The organism is Ruminococcus sp. YE71, from assembly GCF_900119155.1.
Classification (GTDB): Bacteria; Bacillota; Clostridia; order Oscillospirales; family Ruminococcaceae; genus YE71.
This window is the reverse complement of record NZ_FPIR01000021.1, coordinates 1-19,940: the sequence shown is the minus strand read 5'-3', so window position 1 is coordinate 19,940 and position 19,940 is coordinate 1. Positions and strand designations below refer to the sequence as shown.

Sequence of the window (19,940 nt, the reverse complement as noted above, 5' to 3'; positions counted from 1 at the left end):
TTTTGCCGAATGGCGAAGCGATATTTTCTGCCGTTCGGTATAAACGGCGGAAAGGAAAAAATGAACAGTTTCATGTCATGGGTGGGCGGCAAGAAAGCTCTGCGTGATGCGGTGCTGGCACGCTTTCCGCCCTATTATGAGCGTTATATCGAGGTGTTCGGCGGTGCCGGTTGGGTGCTGTTTCACAAGCCGCCGGGGATGGATTTTGAGGTTTATAATGACTTCAACAGCAACTTGGCGAATCTATATCGGTGCGTCAGGCAGAACCCAAACAGGCTCAAATACAAGCTGCGGTATGTGCTGAACAGCCGAGAGGACTTTGACTATATCGCACTCTTGCATAAGCGGCAGATTTTTCCGAGATTGCGTGATTATGACCGGGCGGCGAAGTTTTATCAGCTGATTCGGTACAGTTACGCCAGCGGACTTGACAGCTTCGCCAGTCAGCCGCATTCGATATGGGTAGACTTCCCCATGATCGACCTTGCGGCAAGACGGCTGCAAAAGGTCATCATCGAGAACAAGGACTTTGAAAAGCTCATCAGGCATTACGACCGCCCGGTGAGCTTTTTCTACTGTGACCCGCCGTATTTCGCCACAGAGAGTTATTACAAGGATGTAGGTTTCGGGCGTACCGACCACATTCGTCTCATGGAAACGCTGACGGGCATCAAGGGCAAGTTTCTTGTTTCGTACAACGACTGCCCGGAAATTCGTGAGATTTGGGATAAGCCCGGTATTCAAATCGAAGCGATTCAAAGGCTCAATAATCTCGCCCAGCGTTATGACGGCGGTTGTATGTATCCCGAAATTCTTATCTCGAATTATGATACGAGTGAAAGAAAAAATATGGTCAGACAGCTGAGTCTGTTTGACTGCGACTACGAAAATGGAGTGATATTATGAAAGATATTTTTACCGGATTGATTATAAAAGGCTGCGGAAAGCAGACTATCGAGGGTCTTTTTGACAGCGAGGGCAGAGCCGTAAATGTCATCCTCGAAAAGTCGGAGGATGAGGTCATCCTTGCGGTAATGTACGATAACGGCGATGAGACTTACAGCAGACAGCCCCGTGACTGCGGCATTTCCGATGAGGAAATCGACATGGTGTGTCAGGCGCAGGATAACTGCGATGACTGTCCGCTGTACGAAAACTGTGCGGAGGAATGGGAAGATGAATGATATGCTGACAGATAAGCACTGTGAAAAGCACGATTCGCCGCAGGATTACGAGGGCAGGCTGCTCATCATAAATCCTGAAAGGATAAAAGAGCAGTTCAGGAACCCGGTGGTGCAGTATTTCTATGCGACAGGCGGCTTCGGTTGCAAGCCGGGAAACGGCGACAAAAAGGTGTTCGGATATTTTCTTGCCGACGGGCAGAAAGATCAGCTTTACCGCAGTGATTTTCTTGGAGTTGCCAACAGAAAGCAGCTCCCAAAATGGGCGGCAAAGCGGTTGGAAATACTTGAGGCACCGAAATTGAAAATACGCATTTTTCAGCTCAAAAACGATGCCGACACCCACTTTATGAGCTACGATCATACAACAGCTCACAGCGGTGTTAAGGCTGAAAACTATCGTCAGGTCTATGGCGGCGAAGTGCTTGCGGACGGTCTTGACGGAGTGTTCGCACTTTGCAACAGCGACCATCCTCCCGGTTACTCCGGACATTCGCTGTCGGTCAGCGATGTGGTCGAGGTCTGTGAGGGCATGGGCACAGGTTTCTATTTCGTGGATGCCTTCGGTTTCAAAAAGCTCGATGATTTCGATATTCAAAAGACCGACCATAGCAAGATGATGAAGATTCTTGTACTTGAAAACGACCGTTTGCCATACACAGCGGAGATACGGCATGATGGTATAGAAGCCATGCAAAGTGTGGTCGGCGGCAATTTTGAAACTGTGTATTTCGAGCCGAAGGGCGATGCGGTCTGCTGGTGCAACGATGAGTTTCTGCTGAATGGGTCTGCTCCGAACAGAAAGATCGGCGAGGTGCTTGTTCATGGTACTTGTTTCATTTCGGGCGACAAAATGAACGCTTACGGCGAGTATGATTCTTGTTCGCTGACTGATGAGCAGATAGTCAAATATACTCAGATGTTCGCACAGTCGGTGATCTGTATGGCTGATTTGGAGGTAGATGAAACGGAAGAAATGTCCGAGGATATAGGGCAGAACTTGAATTGAAAGGAATAGTTTTATGAAGATCAGTGCAACTATCAACAGGCTTGTAGATAAGCCGGATTCGGCAGTCAAGGCGTTCGCAAGCGTGTCGCTTGACGGCTGCTTCGCTGTTCACGGGCTTAGGGTCATGGACTCGAAAAAGGGGCTGTTTGTGAATATGCCCTCGAATTCCTACAAGGACAAGGACGGGAATACGCAGTACAGCGACATTTTCCACGCCGTTACAAAGGGTGCGAGGGAGGCTCTTAATGCTGCTGTCATCAGGGCGTACAATATCGCACTCATGCAGTCTCAGCAGGCAGAGATCGAGGTGCCGGAGGACGAGGGTCAGCAGACTGAACCTGACGTGCCGGAGTATGTTATGTAAAGTGCTTGGATTTGGCTGTGTAAACAGTCGGTTTGGCAGAAATTTTCCGAAAAGACTTGACAAAAGCGAAAGTTGGTAGTATGGTAAGAATGAAGGGAGCTGATAAAATGAGAAAAACAATGTTTATCATATTACTGACAGCACTATTGTCAGGATGTGCGAATACGGCGAAAGAAGAAAGTGCGGAAACCGAGACAGTTAGCCAGACAACAACAGCCGCAGTAATAACTTCCGAGACCGAGATCACAACAACAGCGGAAAGCACTACAGTACCTACTGTTACAACGGCTGAAACAAGCAGCACCTCAAAAACCTCTGCTACTGTGTCAGAAACAAAGAAAACCTCAACTACTACAAAGAAATCAACGTCCGTGACTACCAAAAAGCAGACTCAGAAAGGCGACGTCCAGACGTATGTCGTCAACGTTACACAGCCGGCGACTCAGCAGACCAAGCCGGAGGTGACAGTGGCTGAAACTAAACCGTCTACGGCTACAACAACCGTTCAGACCACAACGCCGACCACGACCACCACCCAAGCACCGCCGACTGAAACCCCGGACGATCCGGGCGGCATCGAGTGGTCGGACAGTATGCTGGTGTGGCGAAAGCTGTGTGAGGGCTATATGCTCTCGGATTCGGAGCAGGACGTTATCAGGTCGGAGATACTTGAGTATGCCATGCAGAACTTCAACGGCAAGAAGGATATACACGTTAAATTCGGCAATGATGAATACGATATATCATATGAGAAGCCGCTGAATATGACTATCCGCTATGATATAAAGAATATGTCATACGCTCACATGGATGCATATACCGACCCTAACCGAAAAGCTATGATTGATTTAGCTTCAAGCGAAAGCGAAATCTATGATATAGTCTCGCAGACGAGAGAACAATGCCTCCATGTAATAGACTATGGTCTGTTTAATCGGTGGGAGATATTCAGCATAAATAATGATTTGAAATATGCTTCTGACATCGAGTTTAACGTAGGTTTCGACGAAGATATGGCAATATGGTTTCTAACAGAAGATTAAAAGAACAACGTAACATGGGCGAATTGCTGAAAAAGCGGTTCGCCCTCATTTTTTTTGCAAAGGAGAAATTCATGAAGATAAAAAACATCTATAAACGCTGTGTCGCTGCCACGCTTGCGGCTGCTATCGGCGTTACAACGCTCGGAACGAGTGCTTCAGCTATAACAAGCGGAGTAAATATTGGTTATATGTGGGACAGCAATATCAACCCCACGATTTACACTACCAAGTATGCAACGGATGACGGCGTAAGCGGTCAGTATGTTAAATATGGTGAGCAGCTCTGCCGTTTCGTATCCTCTACGAATGATGACTGGGTATTCTGCATTGAGCCTGCGAAGTCTATGCAGGGTTCAAATAGCGGTTCCTGGTATACTCAGAACGGTTTCAATGAATACGATACCTTAGATGAGACTGACCAAAATACTGCGGATAGCCTTTCTTATTGGAATGCCCTTGGCGGCACGAATGGACCGTTATCTAAATATATTGGTCTTGTTCAGTATTACGGCTATTCGAGTCACAAGACCGGCGATTATTATGCTGCAACCCAGCTTCTGATTTGGGAGCTTATCCTTGGGTATAGGGGACACAGCACTTCAACTTTCGGAACTTGCTCGGATGTTCTGTGGAACGATTTCACCTATCCAAACGGCGGCTGGTGTACTAAGTCGGGCGTTGAAAAGGCATACAATGACATTGTTGCGAATGTAAAGACACATTACGACCGCCCCTCTGCTCTCAGCTCGACAAAATCGAAGGCAAAGGAAGACCCTGCACTCATCATGAAATACAATTCAGACAAGCTGCGTTATGAGGCGAGCTTCTCTATTTCAACGACGTTTCTCAAGCCTGACAGCCTTGCCCATAATTTCAGCACCCTTGAAAGCAAGCTGACCAACCTTGTAAAGTCTAAGTTCAGCGGCACTTTCGGCAAGGACTACGGTATCGACAAGAGAGAGGCTGACGGCAATACCACTTTTACTGTCTGGTCGGTTAAGAGACCGTTCACAAGCACTGGCGATGCGACTGTTTACACCTCCGATGCTGTCGAGATGCAGATGAGGAACGACCTGAAAAAGCAGGAGTCTCTGTTCTGCAAAAGCGGCTACCAGACCTGTCTGCTCTCCACCAAGCTCGACCCTGTTTCGGGATATATAGGCATGGCGGCGTACAACGAGCCTGACCTCAAGGTCGAAAAAACCTACACCGATTCGCACAACAATGCGGTGACGGCGACTGCTCTCGGTGATCTGCTTTCGGAGACTTCGTTCATAATCTCCACCAATATCGGCGGCAAGATCTACTACGTTTCCGCCGAGCCGATAAACGCTGATTACAGGTTCTCAAAATATGTCACGACCGAGAACGAGGCAACGAAATTCAAGGCAAATATTGTTTACGGCAGCAAGGGCAGTTTCACGGTCTATGATCTACCGACTTCAAAATCATCCGGCAGAACTTACACTGTGACCGAATATACCGTTCCCGATGACGACAGATATGAAAAACTGACGAAGGACGTGACGCTCCCCTCGCCTACGAACGACTTCACCGCCAACGCAGGTATCAAGACGGTCAGGATGAACAACACTGAAACGAGCTATGACGCAAAGTTCGGCACGGCTACCCTCGATAAGATCGTCAGAAACGGCGACAGTGATGCCGATACTGCCGCACTTGCTGACATTTACAAATCTACAAAGTTCATCGCGGGTTATTGGGACGGCGCAACGGTGAGATATCTCTCAAATGCGTATCTTTCGGCAAAATCAGCTTTTGACGGCGACCTTGCCGACCTCAATGATTTCACCGATGTGACCTACAAAAACGGCGACGGAATGTACTATGCCCCGACTACGCTGAATAGCGATCACAAGGTCACATTTGACAGCACAAGAACCACGACCGATATGTCGAAGGCGTATGTGTTCTCAACCGGATATAACTATTCGGACGCTGACACTTGCGACCATTTCGGCGAGGTGTTCCTCAATCTTCTGCCGCTTGACAGTAACGGAAATACTCAGGAAGTATTCTTTATTGAGGTCAACGGGTACAAGGGTTATGGCTACGATGAGAGTCTTGACACTGAAAATGCGTACTCTCTCGCCGCACTTGGCACTGTCTCCGACAAGAGAAGCATAAAGGGGCTTGTGAAGAACGACACCAACAGTGATATTTCGATAACAGACAGCACAAACAAATATGTTGTCGGCAACGGCAAGTATTATCCCATTTGTGCCAATAGGCTGGAGAGCAACAGACTTCACAGCGATTCGGAGATCGTCAATCAGCTGACCTCCTATGAGCTTGTCCTTACCAAAAAGGACGATGCGGATTCTGTTCTTTCGGGAGCAAAGTACGGTCTGTACAATTCAAGCAAAAAGCTCCTGAAAACCGGCACGACAGGCAAGGACGGCAAGCTGAGGTTTCATTACGATCTGCTTCCCAACACCGATTATTATGTCAAGGAATTAGTACCGCCTGCCGGATTTGTTCTGGATGAAAAAGCATACAAGATCAACCGCAGTAATGAAGTTGTAAATGATACCGATACTTTCGAGAACGCCAAGCTGACCGATTACAGCTGCGAGGTTCACGACAAGCCTTATGAGCTGAAAATCGAGGTCAACAAGTATGATGTCATCAACGATGTCAAGGTCGAGGGTATTGTTTTCGATGTGACCCTTAACGGCAAGAGTGTCGGCACTATGAAAACCAACGCTGACGGCTATGCTTGCATCGAGCATCTGCCACTCGGAAAGCTCAACGGCAAGACCTTCGAGAATGTGTATGTAATCACCGAAAAGAAAAATGACAGCTATATCATGATAGATGAGGACGGCGATGTGAGCCGCAGCGTTACGATTACAACTACTCTTGACGATATCGAGAGCAGCACCAACCCCGTCATCACCTACACCTGCGATATTCCGAACACGCTCCAGACCGTTGACCTGACAGTCCACAAGGTCGATGAGGTCGGCAACAACATCAAGGGGGCGACTTTCGACATTTACCCGACTGCCGATGTGGTTTTCAATGGCAAGACCATTCAGAAGGCTGGCGTTAAGCTCGGTACTCTGACAACAGACGCTAATGGCATTGCAAGCACTTCCTACGTTGAGTATGAGAGCGACGGTACACAGGGCTACACCAAGAAAATTGCAATATACCCCAACTTCGAGTACGCTCTGAAAGAGACTTACGTTCCTGCTCCTTTCGTCATTTCCAATAACGTGACCACTTTCACGGCAAATTCAGAGAGCAACAATACGCTGACAATCCCCCTTGAAGTCACTGTCCCAAACGACCACCAGAAAGGCAAACTGTTCGTGTACAAGCAGGACGGCGACACCAAAAGAGCACTCGCCGGTGCTGAGTTCGAGGTCAGAGCCGCCGATGACTATTACTTCGGCGAGACTAAGATTCACACCTCTGGCGAGCTTATCTGCACCATGACTTCCGGTGCTGACGGCTGGGCAAACAGCGGTGATGCCGTTATGTATGTGGGTGCGAAATACACGCTGACCGAGACACACACCGTTGACGGTTATGTTCTGAAAAAGGACAGCAAGACATTTGAGTTCAGCTTTGCAGGCAATGAAGCGGAGTACAGCAGGCTCGAAATGGACTTTGACAACACCAGTCAGCAGGGTAAAATCGCTGTCCACAAGACCGGCGAGATTTTCAGCAGCGTGTCTGCACTTGGAACGGCGATTTATAAGGACGAGGACGGCGTTATCCACGAGAACGGCTACAATATCTTCACTCCCGTTTTCGCAATGGGCGACCTTGAAGGTGTTGTTTTTGAGGTGAAGGCTGCTGAGGACATTGTGACCGCTGACGGTACAGTTCGTGCAAATGCTGGCGAGGTCGTGGCGACTATCACCACCGACAAGAACGGCAACGCTGAGACTGGTCTGCTTTATCTCGGAAAATATCAGGTGACAGAGATTCAGGCGGCTCCCGGTTATGTCATTAACCGCACTCCGCAGACTGTTGAGCTGACCTACGCAGGTCAGGAAGTCGAGGTCAGGGACACCGTAAAGACCGATTTTACAAACAAATATCAGGGTGTGAATGTTCATCTTACGAAGTTCATGGAGCATGATGAGCAGTACGGTGTCGGCAATAATTCCGATGCACAGAATGTTGTGTTCGGTCTGTATGCTGACGAAAACATTATTGCTGCTAACGGCACCGCGATCCCCGAAAACGGACTTGTGGCTGTCGCTTATGTCAGCGAGGATATGACCGCGAGATTCAACACCAAACTGCCCTTTGGAAGATACTATGTGCAGGAGATTTCGACCGATGAAAAGTACGTTATCAGCGGCGAAAAGCATATCGTGACTTTTGAGTACGCCGGACAGGACACCGAGGTCGTTGACATTGATGGCGGCAGGTTCGTGAATGAACTCAAGTGCGGTACTGTTCACGGCATCAAGGTGAACGAACATGACGAACCGCTGGCAAATGCGGTGTTTGGTATCTTCCGCACCAACTGTGAGAACTATGTATCGGATAACGCTATTGCAACCGCTGTTTCCGATGAAAATGGTATTTTTGAGATAAATGACATCCCCTACGGCTCGTATATTGTGACTGAAATCAAGGCTCCCGAAGGCTATATTTTCAGCGATGAGAAGTACGATGTTGTCATTGACGAGGATGGCGATGTGGTCGAGATCAAGGCTGAAAATACCGAGATAAAGTTACAGGTTTCCAAGCGAGATGTTTACGGAAACGAGCTTGCCGGGGCGACTATGCAGATCATCTACGCAGACGGCAGTATCTTCGACGAGTGGATTTCTGACGGAACTGAGCATATTGTCACAAAGCTCCCGGCTGGCAGCTATGTGCTTCACGAAGTTGCATCGCCCGACGGATTTGTTATAGCAACAGATATTGAATTCAGCATTGATGAGAATAACGTGGTGACTGTTGATAATATCGACGCTCTGGCGACTGACGAGAATGGTGTTCCCACGATTATTATGGTTGATGATACAACTAAGGTCGAGATCAGCAAGACTGACATTACCGGCGAAAATGAACTTGTGGGTGCGAAGCTTCAGGTCATTGACGAGGGCGGAAATGTTGTTGATGAGTGGACTTCCACGACTGAGGCTCATATCATCGAGGGCAGGCTGACCGCCGGAAAGACCTACACTCTTCACGAAGAAATTGCCCCTGACGGATATGTTGTTGCGAATGACATCACATTCACTGTCAGCGAGAACGGTACAGTCGATAAGGTCATTATGAAAGATGACACCACTAAAGTTCACATCACCAAGACAGACATCACAGGCGACAAGGAGCTTGTGGGTGCAACACTTCAAGTCGTTGATGAGAATGGAAATGTTGTCGATGAATGGGTAAGCACCACCGAAGCTCACATCATCGAGGGCAAGCTGACTTCTGGCGAGACTTACACTCTTCACGAAGAAATTGCTCCTGACGGTTATGTGATCGCTAATGACATCACATTCACTGTTGGCGAGGACGGTTCTGTTGATATAGTCATAATGAAGGACGATACTACAAAGGTCAGAATCAGCAAGCGTGACATCACGACCGATGAGGAACTCCCGGGTGCGAAGCTCATTATTCTTGACGAGGACGGTAAAACAGTCGAGGAATGGGTCAGCACAACCGAAGCTCACTATATCGAGGGCAAACTCATCGCCGGCGAGACCTACACTCTGCGTGAGATAACTGCTCCCGATGGTTACGAGATCGCCAACGATGTGACTTTCACTGTAAGCACGGACGGCACTGTGACAGAGGTCGTAATGCACGACAAGCACAAGCCGACTACTACCACTACAACAACGACTACCACAACCACTACAACGAGCAACCCTCACACCGGTATGGACGGCAAGGTCATGAATGGTGCATTTGCTGTCATGTCTTTATGTGCCGCTGTTATGGTGATTGCAAAACGCAGAAAGGATAACGACTGATGAAAAAGTTACTCACGATAATTGCGGCTGTTTCGGCAGCCGCACTCCTTGCCGGCGGGATTGTATGGTTTGCGGCTTCGGGGGCTTATGCTGATTTTGACTGGCGAATGATAATGGTTTGACGAAAGGGGTGATGTCTTTGAGAAAGAGAATTATAGCAGCGATAGGGTCGGTAATGCTTGCGGTTTCGATGATGACGATTACTGCAAGTGCGAGCGTGTCGGGGGCGGTGACTTCGACTTGGACAACGGCAAAATCGCAGATTCAGGATATTGTCAACAACGTTGTGTTTCCCGTGATAGACGTTATTTTGGCGATACTTCTGTTCGTGAAGATTGCCGTTGCGTATCTCGATTACCGCAAGCACGGACAGCTTGAGTGGACACCGATAGCGATAATCTTCGGCGGTCTGCTGTTCAGTCTGACTGCTCCGATGTATGTCTGGACGATAATTTGATAAGGAGGTGGTTCACACTGCTCAGGAACAGAAGTCCGCCTGACAAAAGCTTTTGCCGTGTTGCTGTCCGAACTCCGTTCATTACAGTAAGAAGTTACGGTTCTGCGGTCTTTGAACCACTCCTGACGATCGAAATAAACGCAGTAACCATTGTTAACACATTGAACACCGAGGACACATAGCTCTGAATTGCGAAGTCATGAACAGTCCACAGTCCCCATGTCGCTATCATCAGCCATTTGAACTTTGTCCCCTCAAATTTGTCAAGGAACAACGTGTAAAGGATAGTTGCGGCGACAGGTATAAGTCCGATCATGCCTCTTGTGTTGAACATCAGCGAAAGCACGGTCGAAAGACCTATAATAACGCCTTTAGCCGTGTTGTTCAGCTTGTCCTTTGAGCAGAGGATATTTCTGAATATTGAGATGAAATTGATTATTGCCCCCGACGGAGAACCGAGGATAATACAAACGAGACCGCTCAGAGTCATTTGAACCGACTGGAGCAGCAGGGCGATCTTTTTTGATCTGATGAAGCCGCTCGCAGTCGTAAGGGAGCAGGCGAAAAAAGAGATGATGTTTCCGATCATCACCGCATTTGATAATAAAATAATACTCACCTCGTAAAAAGCTCATATTTTCTTTATATACGTGCGTTATTTATGTAAGCAGCAAAAACATATAAGTATATTAGCCTATTTGTTTTTGCCGTGAGATATATTATACCACCTTTGAAATAATAAATCAATAGCAAATATAAACGACAATATGAGGAAAAAAGCGTGCGGTTTTGGCTTTTACGGAGATCAATCTAAAATTATGGTCAGCTCTTTCACTCACCAGGCATAAATTCTATATTTATAAAAAATACGAAAGGAAAAATGCTATGAACTTTTTCACACAGGAACTAAAGAAAATCTGCAACCGCAGCGAGTATATACAGGACCCGAAATTTGTCGGCAGAGTTGCTGTGTTCAGGCTGCCGGATTGTGTCACGGGCAAAATGGAGTTCGTCACAAGAGGGTACGCAGACCATTATTCTGCCCTGAAGATTTCGCTGTTTAATCGCAAAGAGGGACAGATAGACTGTCAGATAATCGATCTTGCGGAACTGCTCGGCATGAAGAAGATGCGCAGCGGAAATACGGTAGCTCCGCATATTTGGCGTGCCGGCAGCGATGTCTCCTGGTACGGCTTCGCCCCGACCGAGAGTGATTATGATAAAATGGCAGAAACTACGGACGATTATCTGAGCTGTTTTACAGATCAGGATATTCTTGAAGATGAATTGCTGAATCCGACTTTCAGCTAAGAATGGAGTGATAAAATTGACAAAACGAATCACGTCGGCTCTGACCGCCGTTTTTATTGCTGCTGTACTGACCGCCTGCGGCACGATCTCGCCGCCGGTACAGACGACCACAACTGTTGCCACAGAAGCACCCGTCCCCGAAACGACCACAACGCCAGTGACTACTTCGCCACCAGTTGAGAGTGTTATGGAAACGGAAACCATAGCCGATAGTTCATCGGAAATCAGCGAAGAAGAAAAGCGGCAACTCGAACAGGACACTTTTATCGCTGAGTTTTTCGACTCGCAGATAACTTTCGAGGATACCAAAGCTATTACCGAAGAACCGCTCAGAACCAACCCTTTCGAGTGCGAATCGGAAAGCAACGGCATCGAAAAGATAACCGTTAAAGGCAAGAACGGCAGCGGCAGCGTTGACGTTATGGTCATCGACCTTTCGGGCAGTGGTCTATCGTATGACCTCGATACAATGATAAGCACTTTCGGCGATTATTATTTCGGAATCACCGCCCGGAATATGACCGGAGTGAGCGAGGACGAATTTTCGAGCAAATACCGCATGATAAGCAGTGTTGTGTCAAAGGGCAAGTTCGAGCGTACCGCCTCAGTTCAGAAGTCGGACGGTTCGGCGACGCAGTTCGGGTATGTTAAGACCTACGCTGTTCTGCTGAATAATACGCTGACGGTCGTATCCGGACAGTTTTCGTCAATCGACATGATGGAGCGTCAGGGGTTCACGGCTCTGCTGACGGCGATGTGCGACAATGTGAGATATTAAGAAGCGGGGTGACAATATGCCATATATTCCATTTTCAGACGAGCAGAAAATGCTCGCAAACAGCGTTGATTTGGAACGATTTCTGCGTATGCGTGGCGAACGCCTTGAACGTGCCGGCATCTCCTCAAAGCTCATTTATACGGACGGCTCGGGCAGGCACGACAGCATCATGATACACGGCTCACAGTGGTTCGACCACAAGCGGCAGATCGGCGGCGGTGCTATAAAATTCATGCAGGAGTTCTACGGAATGACGTTTACCGAAGCGGTTCAGGAACTGCTCGGAGTGTCTGTTTCGCCGGTGTCGCACAAGAGCAATGAGGTCATGGTGAAAGAAGAAAGAAAGCCCTTTGAACTGCCGCCGAAGAACAAAACCATGCACCGAGTTTACGCTTACCTCATCAAACAGAGGTTCATAAGTGCTGATATTATCACACACTTTGCAAAGGCTGGCAAGCTCTACGAGGACGCAAAATATCACAATGCGGTGTTCGTGGGAGTTGACGAAAACGGTGTGCCGCGTCAGGCGAGCAAGCGTTCCACGACCACTAAGGGCAAGACCGTGAAGCTGACTGTCGAGGGTTCGGACACGAAATACAGCTTTGCTCACTTTGGCACTTCGGGGAGGCTGTATGTGTTCGAGGCTCCGATCGATATGCTGTCGTATATCACGCTCCGCCCCGAAAACTGGCAGCAGCACAGCTATATCGCCATGAACGGTGTGTATGAAAATGCGGTATTGCAGGCGCTCGATACTCACGAAAATATCAGCCACATTGTGCTTTGTACGGACGATGACGAGGGCGGCATTGACGGTGCGGAACGCATCAGGGACATTCTTCACGAGCGTGGTTTCACCAATGTCACAAGGCTGTACCCGACCTACAAGGACTGGAACGAGGACTTGAAAGCCGCTCACGGTCAGCCTCCCATTTCTGCCGAACCGCACAGGCGAAAGGTTCTGTATCAAGGGTTTGTTTCGCAGTTGAAGTATTACCGCTGCCGCCCAGACAAACTTGCCGAACAGCTCCGGACGGCGTATAAAAACACTCAGATGAAATATCTCGCCGAGTATGCGCTTGCAGGCTCGGCGTTTTTTATGCGTGTGAAGGACGAACCGCAGGGGTTTCAGAATCTGAAAAAGAAGCTGTCAAATTCATATCGTGCGTATGCCGACAAGGGTCGGATGAACGCCAAAACACGCTCTCTGTCGGACAAATACAGCGAAGTCATGCGTGACTTGCGGCAGACTGCGAGGACGGAAGAACAGTCGGTAGCGACGGCGAAGAAGCTGTTTGAACTTGCTGACTGTGCTATGCGTGTCGCAGTCGAGGACGAGTACAACAAGCCTGTTCCCGAGCAGTCTGAAAACGAAGATGAAGATGAATTTCTGACCCAGCATTTCGGTTACGGATAAAATCGTCATATCCCCTGCGTCATGGTGGCATAACAATAAGTATTCAAATGAACTATTTCTATAATAGTGGAAAAGGAAAATGAGGTGTTTAATTGAATGAAAGTCAAATGTTAGCTTTAGGACTGATGACTGCGGCGTTCATCGTGTTTTTTATCATTGTGAGCATCCTGGACAGCAAGTCGATAAACGGCATAAAGTCAAAGCGAATAGGCGACGGACAGCACGGAACGGCGAGGTGGGCGACTAAGCGTGAAATACGGCGGACTTTTTCTTCTTCGCTGTTCGAGCCTGAGATGTGGCGGCAGGGCAAGAATCTGCCGTCTGTTCAGGGTACGATCGTTGCCTGCAATGGCGGCAAGCACACGACTGCTCTTATTGACACCGGCGACGTTCACACGCTCATGATAGGTGCGGCAGGTGTCGGCAAGACGGCGTATTTTCTGTACCCGAATATTGAATTTGCGTGTGCTTCGGGTATGAGTTTTTTGTCAACCGATACCAAAGGTGATGTTGCGAGAAATTACGGTTCAATTGCCCGTGACTGTTACGGTTACAATGTCTCGGTGATAGACCTGCGTAATCCGACCAGAAGTGATGAAAATAATATTTTGCACCTTGTGAACAAGTATATGGATATTTATTTGTCGGACAGGACGAACCTGTCAGCAAAGGCAAAAGCCGAGAAATACGCAAAGATCACCGCCAAAACGATCATAAACATCGGCGGCGGTGACAGTGCAAACTACGGACAGAATGCGTTTTTCTACGATGCGGCAGAGGGGCTGCTCGGGTCGGTTATACTGCTTCTTGCGGAGTTTGGAGAGAAAAACGAACGGCACATTGTTTCGGTGTTCAAGCTGATACAAGACCTCATCGCAAAAACTCCGGCGAGGTCTGCAAAAGAGAAACCGCAGATGTATTTCACTTCTCTTATGGAGAAACTTCCCTCTGAACACAAGGCAAAATGGCTTGCTGGTGCGGCACTCAACTCGGCAGATCAGGCAATGATGTCGGTCATGTCAACCGCACTTTCAAGGCTCAACAGTTTTCTCGACAGCGAAATGGAGCAGATACTGTGTTTTGGGACGGCGATAGATGCGGAGAAATTTTGCAACGAAAAGTCAGCTATTTTTATAATCCTGCCGGAAGAAGATCAGTCAAAATATTTCATGGTGTCGCTTTTGATTCAGCAGCTATATCGTGAGATTTTGACGATTGCTGACGAGAACGGCAGCAGCCTTAATAACCGTGTCATGTTCTACTGTGACGAGTTCGGCACTTTCCCGAAAATAGAGGGCGCAGAAGCAATGTTCTCCGCAGGACGTTCGAGAAAAATATCCATCGTGGCGATAATTCAGAGCTTCGCCCAGCTTGAACAAAAATACGGCAAAGAAGGCATGGAGATAATCACAGATAACACACAATTGACTGTTTTCGGCGGTTTTGCACCGAATAGCCAAAGCGCAGAGGTGCTGTCCAAAGCACTTGGAGAGCAGACTGTTCAGAGCGGTTCGGTGTCGCTGGGCAAGGAAAAATCACAGTCGATACAGATGATAGGCAGACCGCTGATGACGGTCGATGAGTTAAAGTCGATGCCCAAAGGACAGTTCATCGTGATGAAAACAGGAACGCACCCGATGATCTCAAAGCTGAAATTATACTTCAAATGGGGCATAAAGTTTGGTACGCCTTTTCTGTTGTCGGACAAGGGTGCAAGGCTTGTCAGCTACGCCGAGCGAGACAAGCTGATGCGAGCCATTGAGCAGAAATATCCGCAGGCAAAGCCGGAGCCGCCTGACGAATATTGTCCCGAGGACGGCAGCTTTGCGGAGAAACGTGGCAGACCAATAAAAACCGGAAGTTAGGGGGATTGATATATTGATAGTAGCGAGACGGATCTACGATCTTGGTCTGCCGCACAGGGCGGTGACTGTTTACTGTTATCTGTGCGACAGGGCAAATAAAATGGGCGAGTGCTTTCCGTCGGCAAAAACGATAGCGCTTGACCTCAGCCTCAGCAGACGCACGGTCTTCAGGGCGTTGAATGACCTTGAAAAGTGCGGTCTGATAGAGAAAAAACAGCGTATCCGCACAAGCGGCGGCATAAGCTCCAACCTCTACAAGCTGACAGATATTTCTGGCAAAGGGGGCGGTGCATAGTGTTTGACTGGATAGGCGATGCGATTGATTGGATAGGTGACGGTATTTCAAGCTTGTGGGATGATACAGTCGGGTCGGCAGCATCGGCTGTGACCGAAGCGGTCTGGGACATGATGTTTTCGTGGCTGTTTGAAACGGTTTACGGCTGCTTTTCCGACTTTTTTGAATTCATCAACTCCACCACAAGCAACATTTTCACTCTTGCGTGGGTGCAAACTTTTATTTCGCTGTTTGCTTCAATGGGGCAGATTCTATTCGTTTGCGGATTCATTGTCGCTGTGTTCGACTGTGCGGTTGCATATGAGAACGGCGGTGCGAATATCAAAAACACGGCGATAAACATTTTCAAGGGCTTCATGGCGGCGTATCTTTTTGCGGACATTCCGCCGAAATTGTATGCTCTCTGTTGTCATTTGCAAGGGTCGTTTGCCGGCGACCTGGTAAGTGCTTTCACGGGGGCGATGTCTTCTGACGTTTCGACGACCGCCAAGTTGGTTCTTTTGGAACTCAGCGGAAATGCAACGCTGTTCAATCTCGTTTTTATAATTCTCATCGGTTACTGTACGGTGAAAATAGTCTTTGCAAACATCAAGCGTGGGGGCATTTTGCTGTGTCAGATTGCGGTCGGCAGTCTATATATGTTCGGCGTTCCGAGAGGGTTCACAGACGGATTCTACGGTTGGTGCAAGCAGGTAATTGCGACCTGTCTGACGACATTTTTGCAGACAACGATACTGTACCTCGGACTGCTAACCTACACGGCACATCCGCTGATTGCAATAGGCTTGTGTCTATCTGCGACCGAAGTTCCGAGGGTTGCTCAGATGTATGGTCTTGAAACGAGCGTAAAGGTGAACATGACGAGCATTAGTCAGACGGTCAGTCTTGGCAGCAAGGCGGCTGGGCTTATTAAGGCGGTAAAATAAGTTCATAAAATTGTTGGAATGCTGTATTGAAACCGCCGACCCGAAGTAGTATAATAAAGCAGTTAAAGCAAGGAGGCATTGAAATGGACATGATAACAGTCGGCAGTATGATAACGCTGATAAAAGATATTGACGGAAAGACCCCGATAGGTTCAACCGCAACGATAGTTTATATCGATGATTTCGACCAGATATTTGTTGACTGGACGGACGGCGGTCAGGCTAAATTTTCTGAAGAACAGCTTCTCAAGAACTTCGAGATAGCTTCATGATTTTTGTGCAGTCGGCAGAAATGCCGGCTGCTTTTTTTGATTGGAGTGATGAAAATAAAGACCTATATCTACCCCGAAAACTTAAAATCCAGCGTAAAGCTGTGGTTTTGGAGCGTTCGGGATTTTATAATTATTTGCGGTGGAATCATTGTGTCTGTGGCGGTTGTTGCAGAGCTTTGGAACATCATACCTGCGGCGGTGACACTGTGCTATGCGTTTCTGAGCCTTCGCGCTGACGAATCATCGGTAATGGATTATATCATAAACGCTGTCAAGTATTTTATGCTGACACAGCAAGAATTCCGCTGGCAGCTAAAGGAAGGTGAATAAATGAAGAAGAAAAAGAACGGCGTTCAGGCACTCATCGGGCTTGAACGCTTTACTAATTATGGCGTGAAAACGGACAAGGCAGAGGTGGTCTTTTTCTCGGTCGAGCCGACGAATATCAGCGTATTGTCTGCTGAAAATATCGAGAGCAAGGTGCATAATCTCATGATGGTGCTGTCGGTGATACCCGACCTTGAAATTATCGCCACAGACAGTGCCGAGAGGTTTGACGATAACAAGTGGTATATCCGCAGACGTTTGCAGACCGAGCAGAACGAAGCGGTGAGAAAGCTGTTGCAGGCAGATCACGATTTTCTCGATGAGATTCAGCTTGAAATGTCCTCGGCGAGACAGTTCATGTTTGCGGTGCGTTTCCGCAGGGAGAAGCCGGAGCAGATTTTCAACATCGTAAGCCGTGTGGATAAAACGCTGTCTGAGCATGGGTTTTCTGCAAAGAGAATGTCCAAAGCGGATGTCAAGAGAATGCTCGCACTATACTTCGGAACTTCAATCGCAGGCGATGAGATACCCGACATTGAGGGAGAAAATTACTTTGACATGGAGGTGACGGTATGAAGAAAAAGAAAGAACTGACAGAAGAACAGCGGGAGATAATAAACACCAAGAAATTCTTCGACAGGGCTGTGCCGGGAATACTGCGTTTTTATTCCGATCATTATATCTGCGGCAATTATTACAAGTCATGCTGGGCGATTACCGAGTATCCGCCGAGCACTGATGAAACGGCAATACTCGCACATCTTGCTGACCGCAACGGCGTGACACTCCGCATCTACAACCGCCTTGTTGACAGCATGGAGCAGCGAAAAATCGTTCAGCAGGCGATGCGGAAGAACCACATGATGACCACAGTCAGCGATGTCAACGAGAATATCAAGGCACAGGATAATATCAACGATGTGGTGGAGCTTATCTCGGAGCTTCGGCGCAACAAGGAGCCTCTGCTGCACTGCGCTGTGTTTATCGAGCTGAAAGCAGTATCAGAGGACAAGCTGAAAGAACTCCAGTCGGATATACAGATGGAACTGACCCGTTCAAAAATAAGTGTAGATAGACTGATTTTGCGGCAGAAAGAGGCGTTTCTGTCTGCACTTCCTACGGGCAGCAATTCGTTTGCAAGTCAGTTTGAAAGGGTGCTGCCGGCTTCGAGTGTGGCGAATATGTATCCGCTGAATTATTCCGGCAAAACCGATGAGCATGGCTTCTATCTCGGACGTGACAAGTACGGTTCAAATGTCTTGGTAGATTTCGACCGCAGGACAGAGGATAAGACCAACTCAAATGTCCTGATTCTCGGCAACAGCGGTCAGGGCAAAAGCTACCTCATGAAGCTGCTGCTTTGTAACAATCGTGAAGCAGGAAAAAGTGTTCTTGTTCTCGACCCTGAGCATGAATATGAGGACTTGTGCCGCAATCTCGGCGGAACTTATATCGATATGATGTCGGGAGAATTTATGATAAATCCCCTCGAACCGAAAGCGTGGACGGACGGTGAAAGGGGCGGCTGTGACAGTCCCGAAGCGTTCAAGAAGGTCACAAAGCTGAGTCAGCATATCAGCTACCTCAAGGATTTTTTCAGGGCGTACAAGGATTTCACTGACGCTGAAATTGACACTATCGAGATTATGCTCATAAAGCTATATGCACGTTTCGGCATTGACGATATGACCGACCTTGACACGCTAAAAGACGAGGACTATCCGATAATGAGTGACCTTTACGACCTTATCGAAAAGGAGTTCATGGCGTTCGACAATGAAGTGAAGCATATCTATACCGAGGATATGCTCCAGAATATTTGTCTTGGGCTGCACTCTATGTGCAGAGGTGCGGAGAGCAAGTATTTCAACGGTCATACAAACGTCAAAGACGGCGAGTTTGTGTGCTTCGGGGTCAAGGGTCTTATGGACACAAACAAGCGGCTGAAAGATACGTTGCTGTTCAATATTCTGTCTTATATGTCAAATCAGCTTCTTGGCAAGGGAAATACGGTGGCGGCTGTTGATGAATTGTATTTATTTCTCACCAACTTGACGGCGATAGAGTATATCCGCAATGGCATGAAACGTGTTCGCAAGAAGGAATCGAGTTTCATTCTGGCAAGTCAGAACATTGAGGATTTCTTATTACCGGAGATAAAGGAGTTCACAAAACCGCTGTTCAGCATACCGTCTCATCATTTTCTTTTCAACCCCGGCAATATCGCAGCCGAGCCGTTCATCGACACCTTGCAGCTTGAACCTTCGGAGTTTGATCTAATAAAGTTTCCTGAGCGAGGGACATGTCTGTACCGCTGCGGCAATGAGAGGTATTTGCTGGTGGTCATCGCACCGCCCTACAAGGCAGCGCTGTTCGGAGCGGCTGGGGGAAGATAGTGAGGTGAGAGCATGACTGCGATCGATAAGCTGCTGAAAAAGATAAACCTTGAATACGAATCCATGCGTGAAATCTGGTGGGACATGACAGCCGATGAGCTGATTGAGAACGCCGAACAGATAGCAGCCGTCAAGTTCATCAGAACGAATATTGAATCCTGTATTCTCGATGATGCGGCTGACTATCTGCTCAGTTTCAAGAATCCGCTGGAGGTGCTGATGGGCACTCTTGCCAGCCGCTACGACCCGATGGATATAGCGGCAAGAGAAACATTCAGCGAAATGCTCCGTGAGATTTATGACAAGCATGATCTCGATTCG

General features: G+C 48.1%; 20 protein-coding genes. 19 read left to right on the top strand and 1 reads right to left on the bottom strand.

Annotated features, from left to right (window positions below):
* Positions 1-72: 72 nt before the first annotated feature.
* From BT142_RS15825 to BT142_RS15795, 8 genes are all read left to right on the top strand, one after another.
* Complete coding sequence (locus BT142_RS15825) at positions 73-906, top strand: DNA adenine methylase (protein ID WP_072419186.1); 834 nt, start codon at positions 73-75, stop codon at positions 904-906.
* Positions 903-1,184: a hypothetical protein gene (locus tag BT142_RS19255; protein ID WP_072419152.1), complete on the top strand. Its 282-nt coding sequence runs from the start codon at positions 903-905 to the stop codon at positions 1,182-1,184. The genes BT142_RS15825 and BT142_RS19255 overlap by 4 nt, the downstream gene beginning before the upstream one ends.
* On the top strand, positions 1,177-2,190 hold the full coding sequence (locus BT142_RS15815; RefSeq protein WP_072419151.1) for a YodL domain-containing protein: 1,014 nt from the start codon (positions 1,177-1,179) through the stop codon (positions 2,188-2,190). The genes BT142_RS19255 and BT142_RS15815 overlap by 8 nt, the downstream gene beginning before the upstream one ends.
* A 13-nt stretch (positions 2,191-2,203) precedes the next feature.
* Positions 2,204-2,554: a SpoVG family protein gene (locus tag BT142_RS15810; RefSeq protein WP_072419150.1), complete on the top strand. Its 351-nt coding sequence runs from the start codon at positions 2,204-2,206 to the stop codon at positions 2,552-2,554.
* Positions 2,555-2,673: 119 nt separating this feature from the next.
* Complete coding sequence (locus BT142_RS15805) at positions 2,674-3,597, top strand: hypothetical protein (protein ID WP_139182270.1); 924 nt, start codon at positions 2,674-2,676, stop codon at positions 3,595-3,597.
* 71 nt (positions 3,598-3,668) lie between these two features.
* Complete coding sequence (locus BT142_RS15800; protein ID WP_139182269.1) at positions 3,669-9,575, top strand: SpaA isopeptide-forming pilin-related protein; 5,907 nt, start codon at positions 3,669-3,671, stop codon at positions 9,573-9,575.
* On the top strand, positions 9,575-9,697 hold the full coding sequence (locus BT142_RS19925; RefSeq protein WP_278277334.1) for a hypothetical protein: 123 nt from the start codon (positions 9,575-9,577) through the stop codon (positions 9,695-9,697). The genes BT142_RS15800 and BT142_RS19925 overlap by 1 nt, the downstream gene beginning before the upstream one ends.
* A 17-nt stretch (positions 9,698-9,714) precedes the next feature.
* Positions 9,715-10,032 (top strand): DUF3852 domain-containing protein, encoded by a 318-nt coding sequence (locus BT142_RS15795; RefSeq protein ID WP_242872014.1) that lies wholly within the window; start codon positions 9,715-9,717, stop codon positions 10,030-10,032.
* A gap of 94 nt (positions 10,033-10,126) precedes the next feature.
* Here the strand turns inward: BT142_RS15795 and BT142_RS15790 are convergent, their stop codons facing one another.
* Positions 10,127-10,621: a YgjV family protein gene (locus BT142_RS15790; protein ID WP_072419147.1), complete on the bottom strand. Its 495-nt coding sequence runs from the start codon at positions 10,619-10,621 to the stop codon at positions 10,127-10,129.
* A gap of 296 nt (positions 10,622-10,917) precedes the next feature.
* Here BT142_RS15790 and BT142_RS15785 point away from each other — a divergent pair, with 296 nt between their 5' ends.
* From BT142_RS15785 to BT142_RS15735, 11 genes are all read left to right on the top strand, one after another.
* Entirely contained in the window at positions 10,918-11,343 is a 426-nt protein-coding gene (locus tag BT142_RS15785; RefSeq protein ID WP_072419146.1) for a hypothetical protein, read from the top strand.
* A 16-nt stretch (positions 11,344-11,359) separates the two neighbouring features.
* Positions 11,360-12,121, top strand: a complete 762-nt coding sequence (locus BT142_RS15780) for a hypothetical protein (protein WP_139182268.1) — start codon at positions 11,360-11,362, stop codon at positions 12,119-12,121.
* A 70-nt stretch (positions 12,122-12,191) separates the two neighbouring features.
* Positions 12,192-13,538 carry a DUF3991 and toprim domain-containing protein gene (locus BT142_RS15775; RefSeq protein WP_242940040.1) on the top strand — a complete coding sequence of 449 codons (1,347 nt, stop codon included), beginning with the start codon at positions 12,192-12,194 and terminating at the stop codon, positions 13,536-13,538.
* 107 nt (positions 13,539-13,645) lie between these two features.
* Positions 13,646-15,403 carry a VirD4-like conjugal transfer protein, CD1115 family gene (locus BT142_RS15770; RefSeq protein ID WP_084659527.1) on the top strand — a complete coding sequence of 586 codons (1,758 nt, stop codon included), beginning with the start codon at positions 13,646-13,648 and terminating at the stop codon, positions 15,401-15,403.
* Between the two features lie 13 nt (positions 15,404-15,416).
* Positions 15,417-15,698 (top strand): helix-turn-helix domain-containing protein, encoded by a 282-nt coding sequence (locus BT142_RS15765; RefSeq protein WP_072419142.1) that lies wholly within the window; start codon positions 15,417-15,419, stop codon positions 15,696-15,698.
* Positions 15,698-16,624 (top strand): conjugal transfer protein TrbL family protein, encoded by a 927-nt coding sequence (locus tag BT142_RS15760; RefSeq protein ID WP_084659526.1) that lies wholly within the window; start codon positions 15,698-15,700, stop codon positions 16,622-16,624. The genes BT142_RS15765 and BT142_RS15760 overlap by 1 nt, the downstream gene beginning before the upstream one ends.
* An 83-nt stretch (positions 16,625-16,707) precedes the next feature.
* Positions 16,708-16,896 (top strand): hypothetical protein, encoded by a 189-nt coding sequence (locus tag BT142_RS15755; RefSeq protein WP_072419141.1) that lies wholly within the window; start codon positions 16,708-16,710, stop codon positions 16,894-16,896.
* 156 nt (positions 16,897-17,052) lie between these two features.
* Entirely contained in the window at positions 17,053-17,226 is a 174-nt protein-coding gene (locus BT142_RS19730; protein ID WP_242940039.1) for a hypothetical protein, read from the top strand.
* Complete coding sequence (locus BT142_RS15745; RefSeq protein ID WP_072419139.1) at positions 17,227-17,799, top strand: hypothetical protein; 573 nt, start codon at positions 17,227-17,229, stop codon at positions 17,797-17,799.
* The gene (locus BT142_RS15740; RefSeq protein WP_072419138.1) at positions 17,796-19,619 is read left to right on the top strand and encodes a VirB4 family type IV secretion system protein; all 1,824 of its coding nucleotides are present in this window, start codon (positions 17,796-17,798) and stop codon (positions 19,617-19,619) included. Before BT142_RS15745 ends, BT142_RS15740 begins: the two co-directional genes overlap by 4 nt.
* 12 nt (positions 19,620-19,631) lie before the next feature.
* Positions 19,632-19,940 (top strand): hypothetical protein (locus tag BT142_RS15735; RefSeq protein WP_072418238.1); only part of this gene is annotated, 309 nt, incomplete at its 3' end.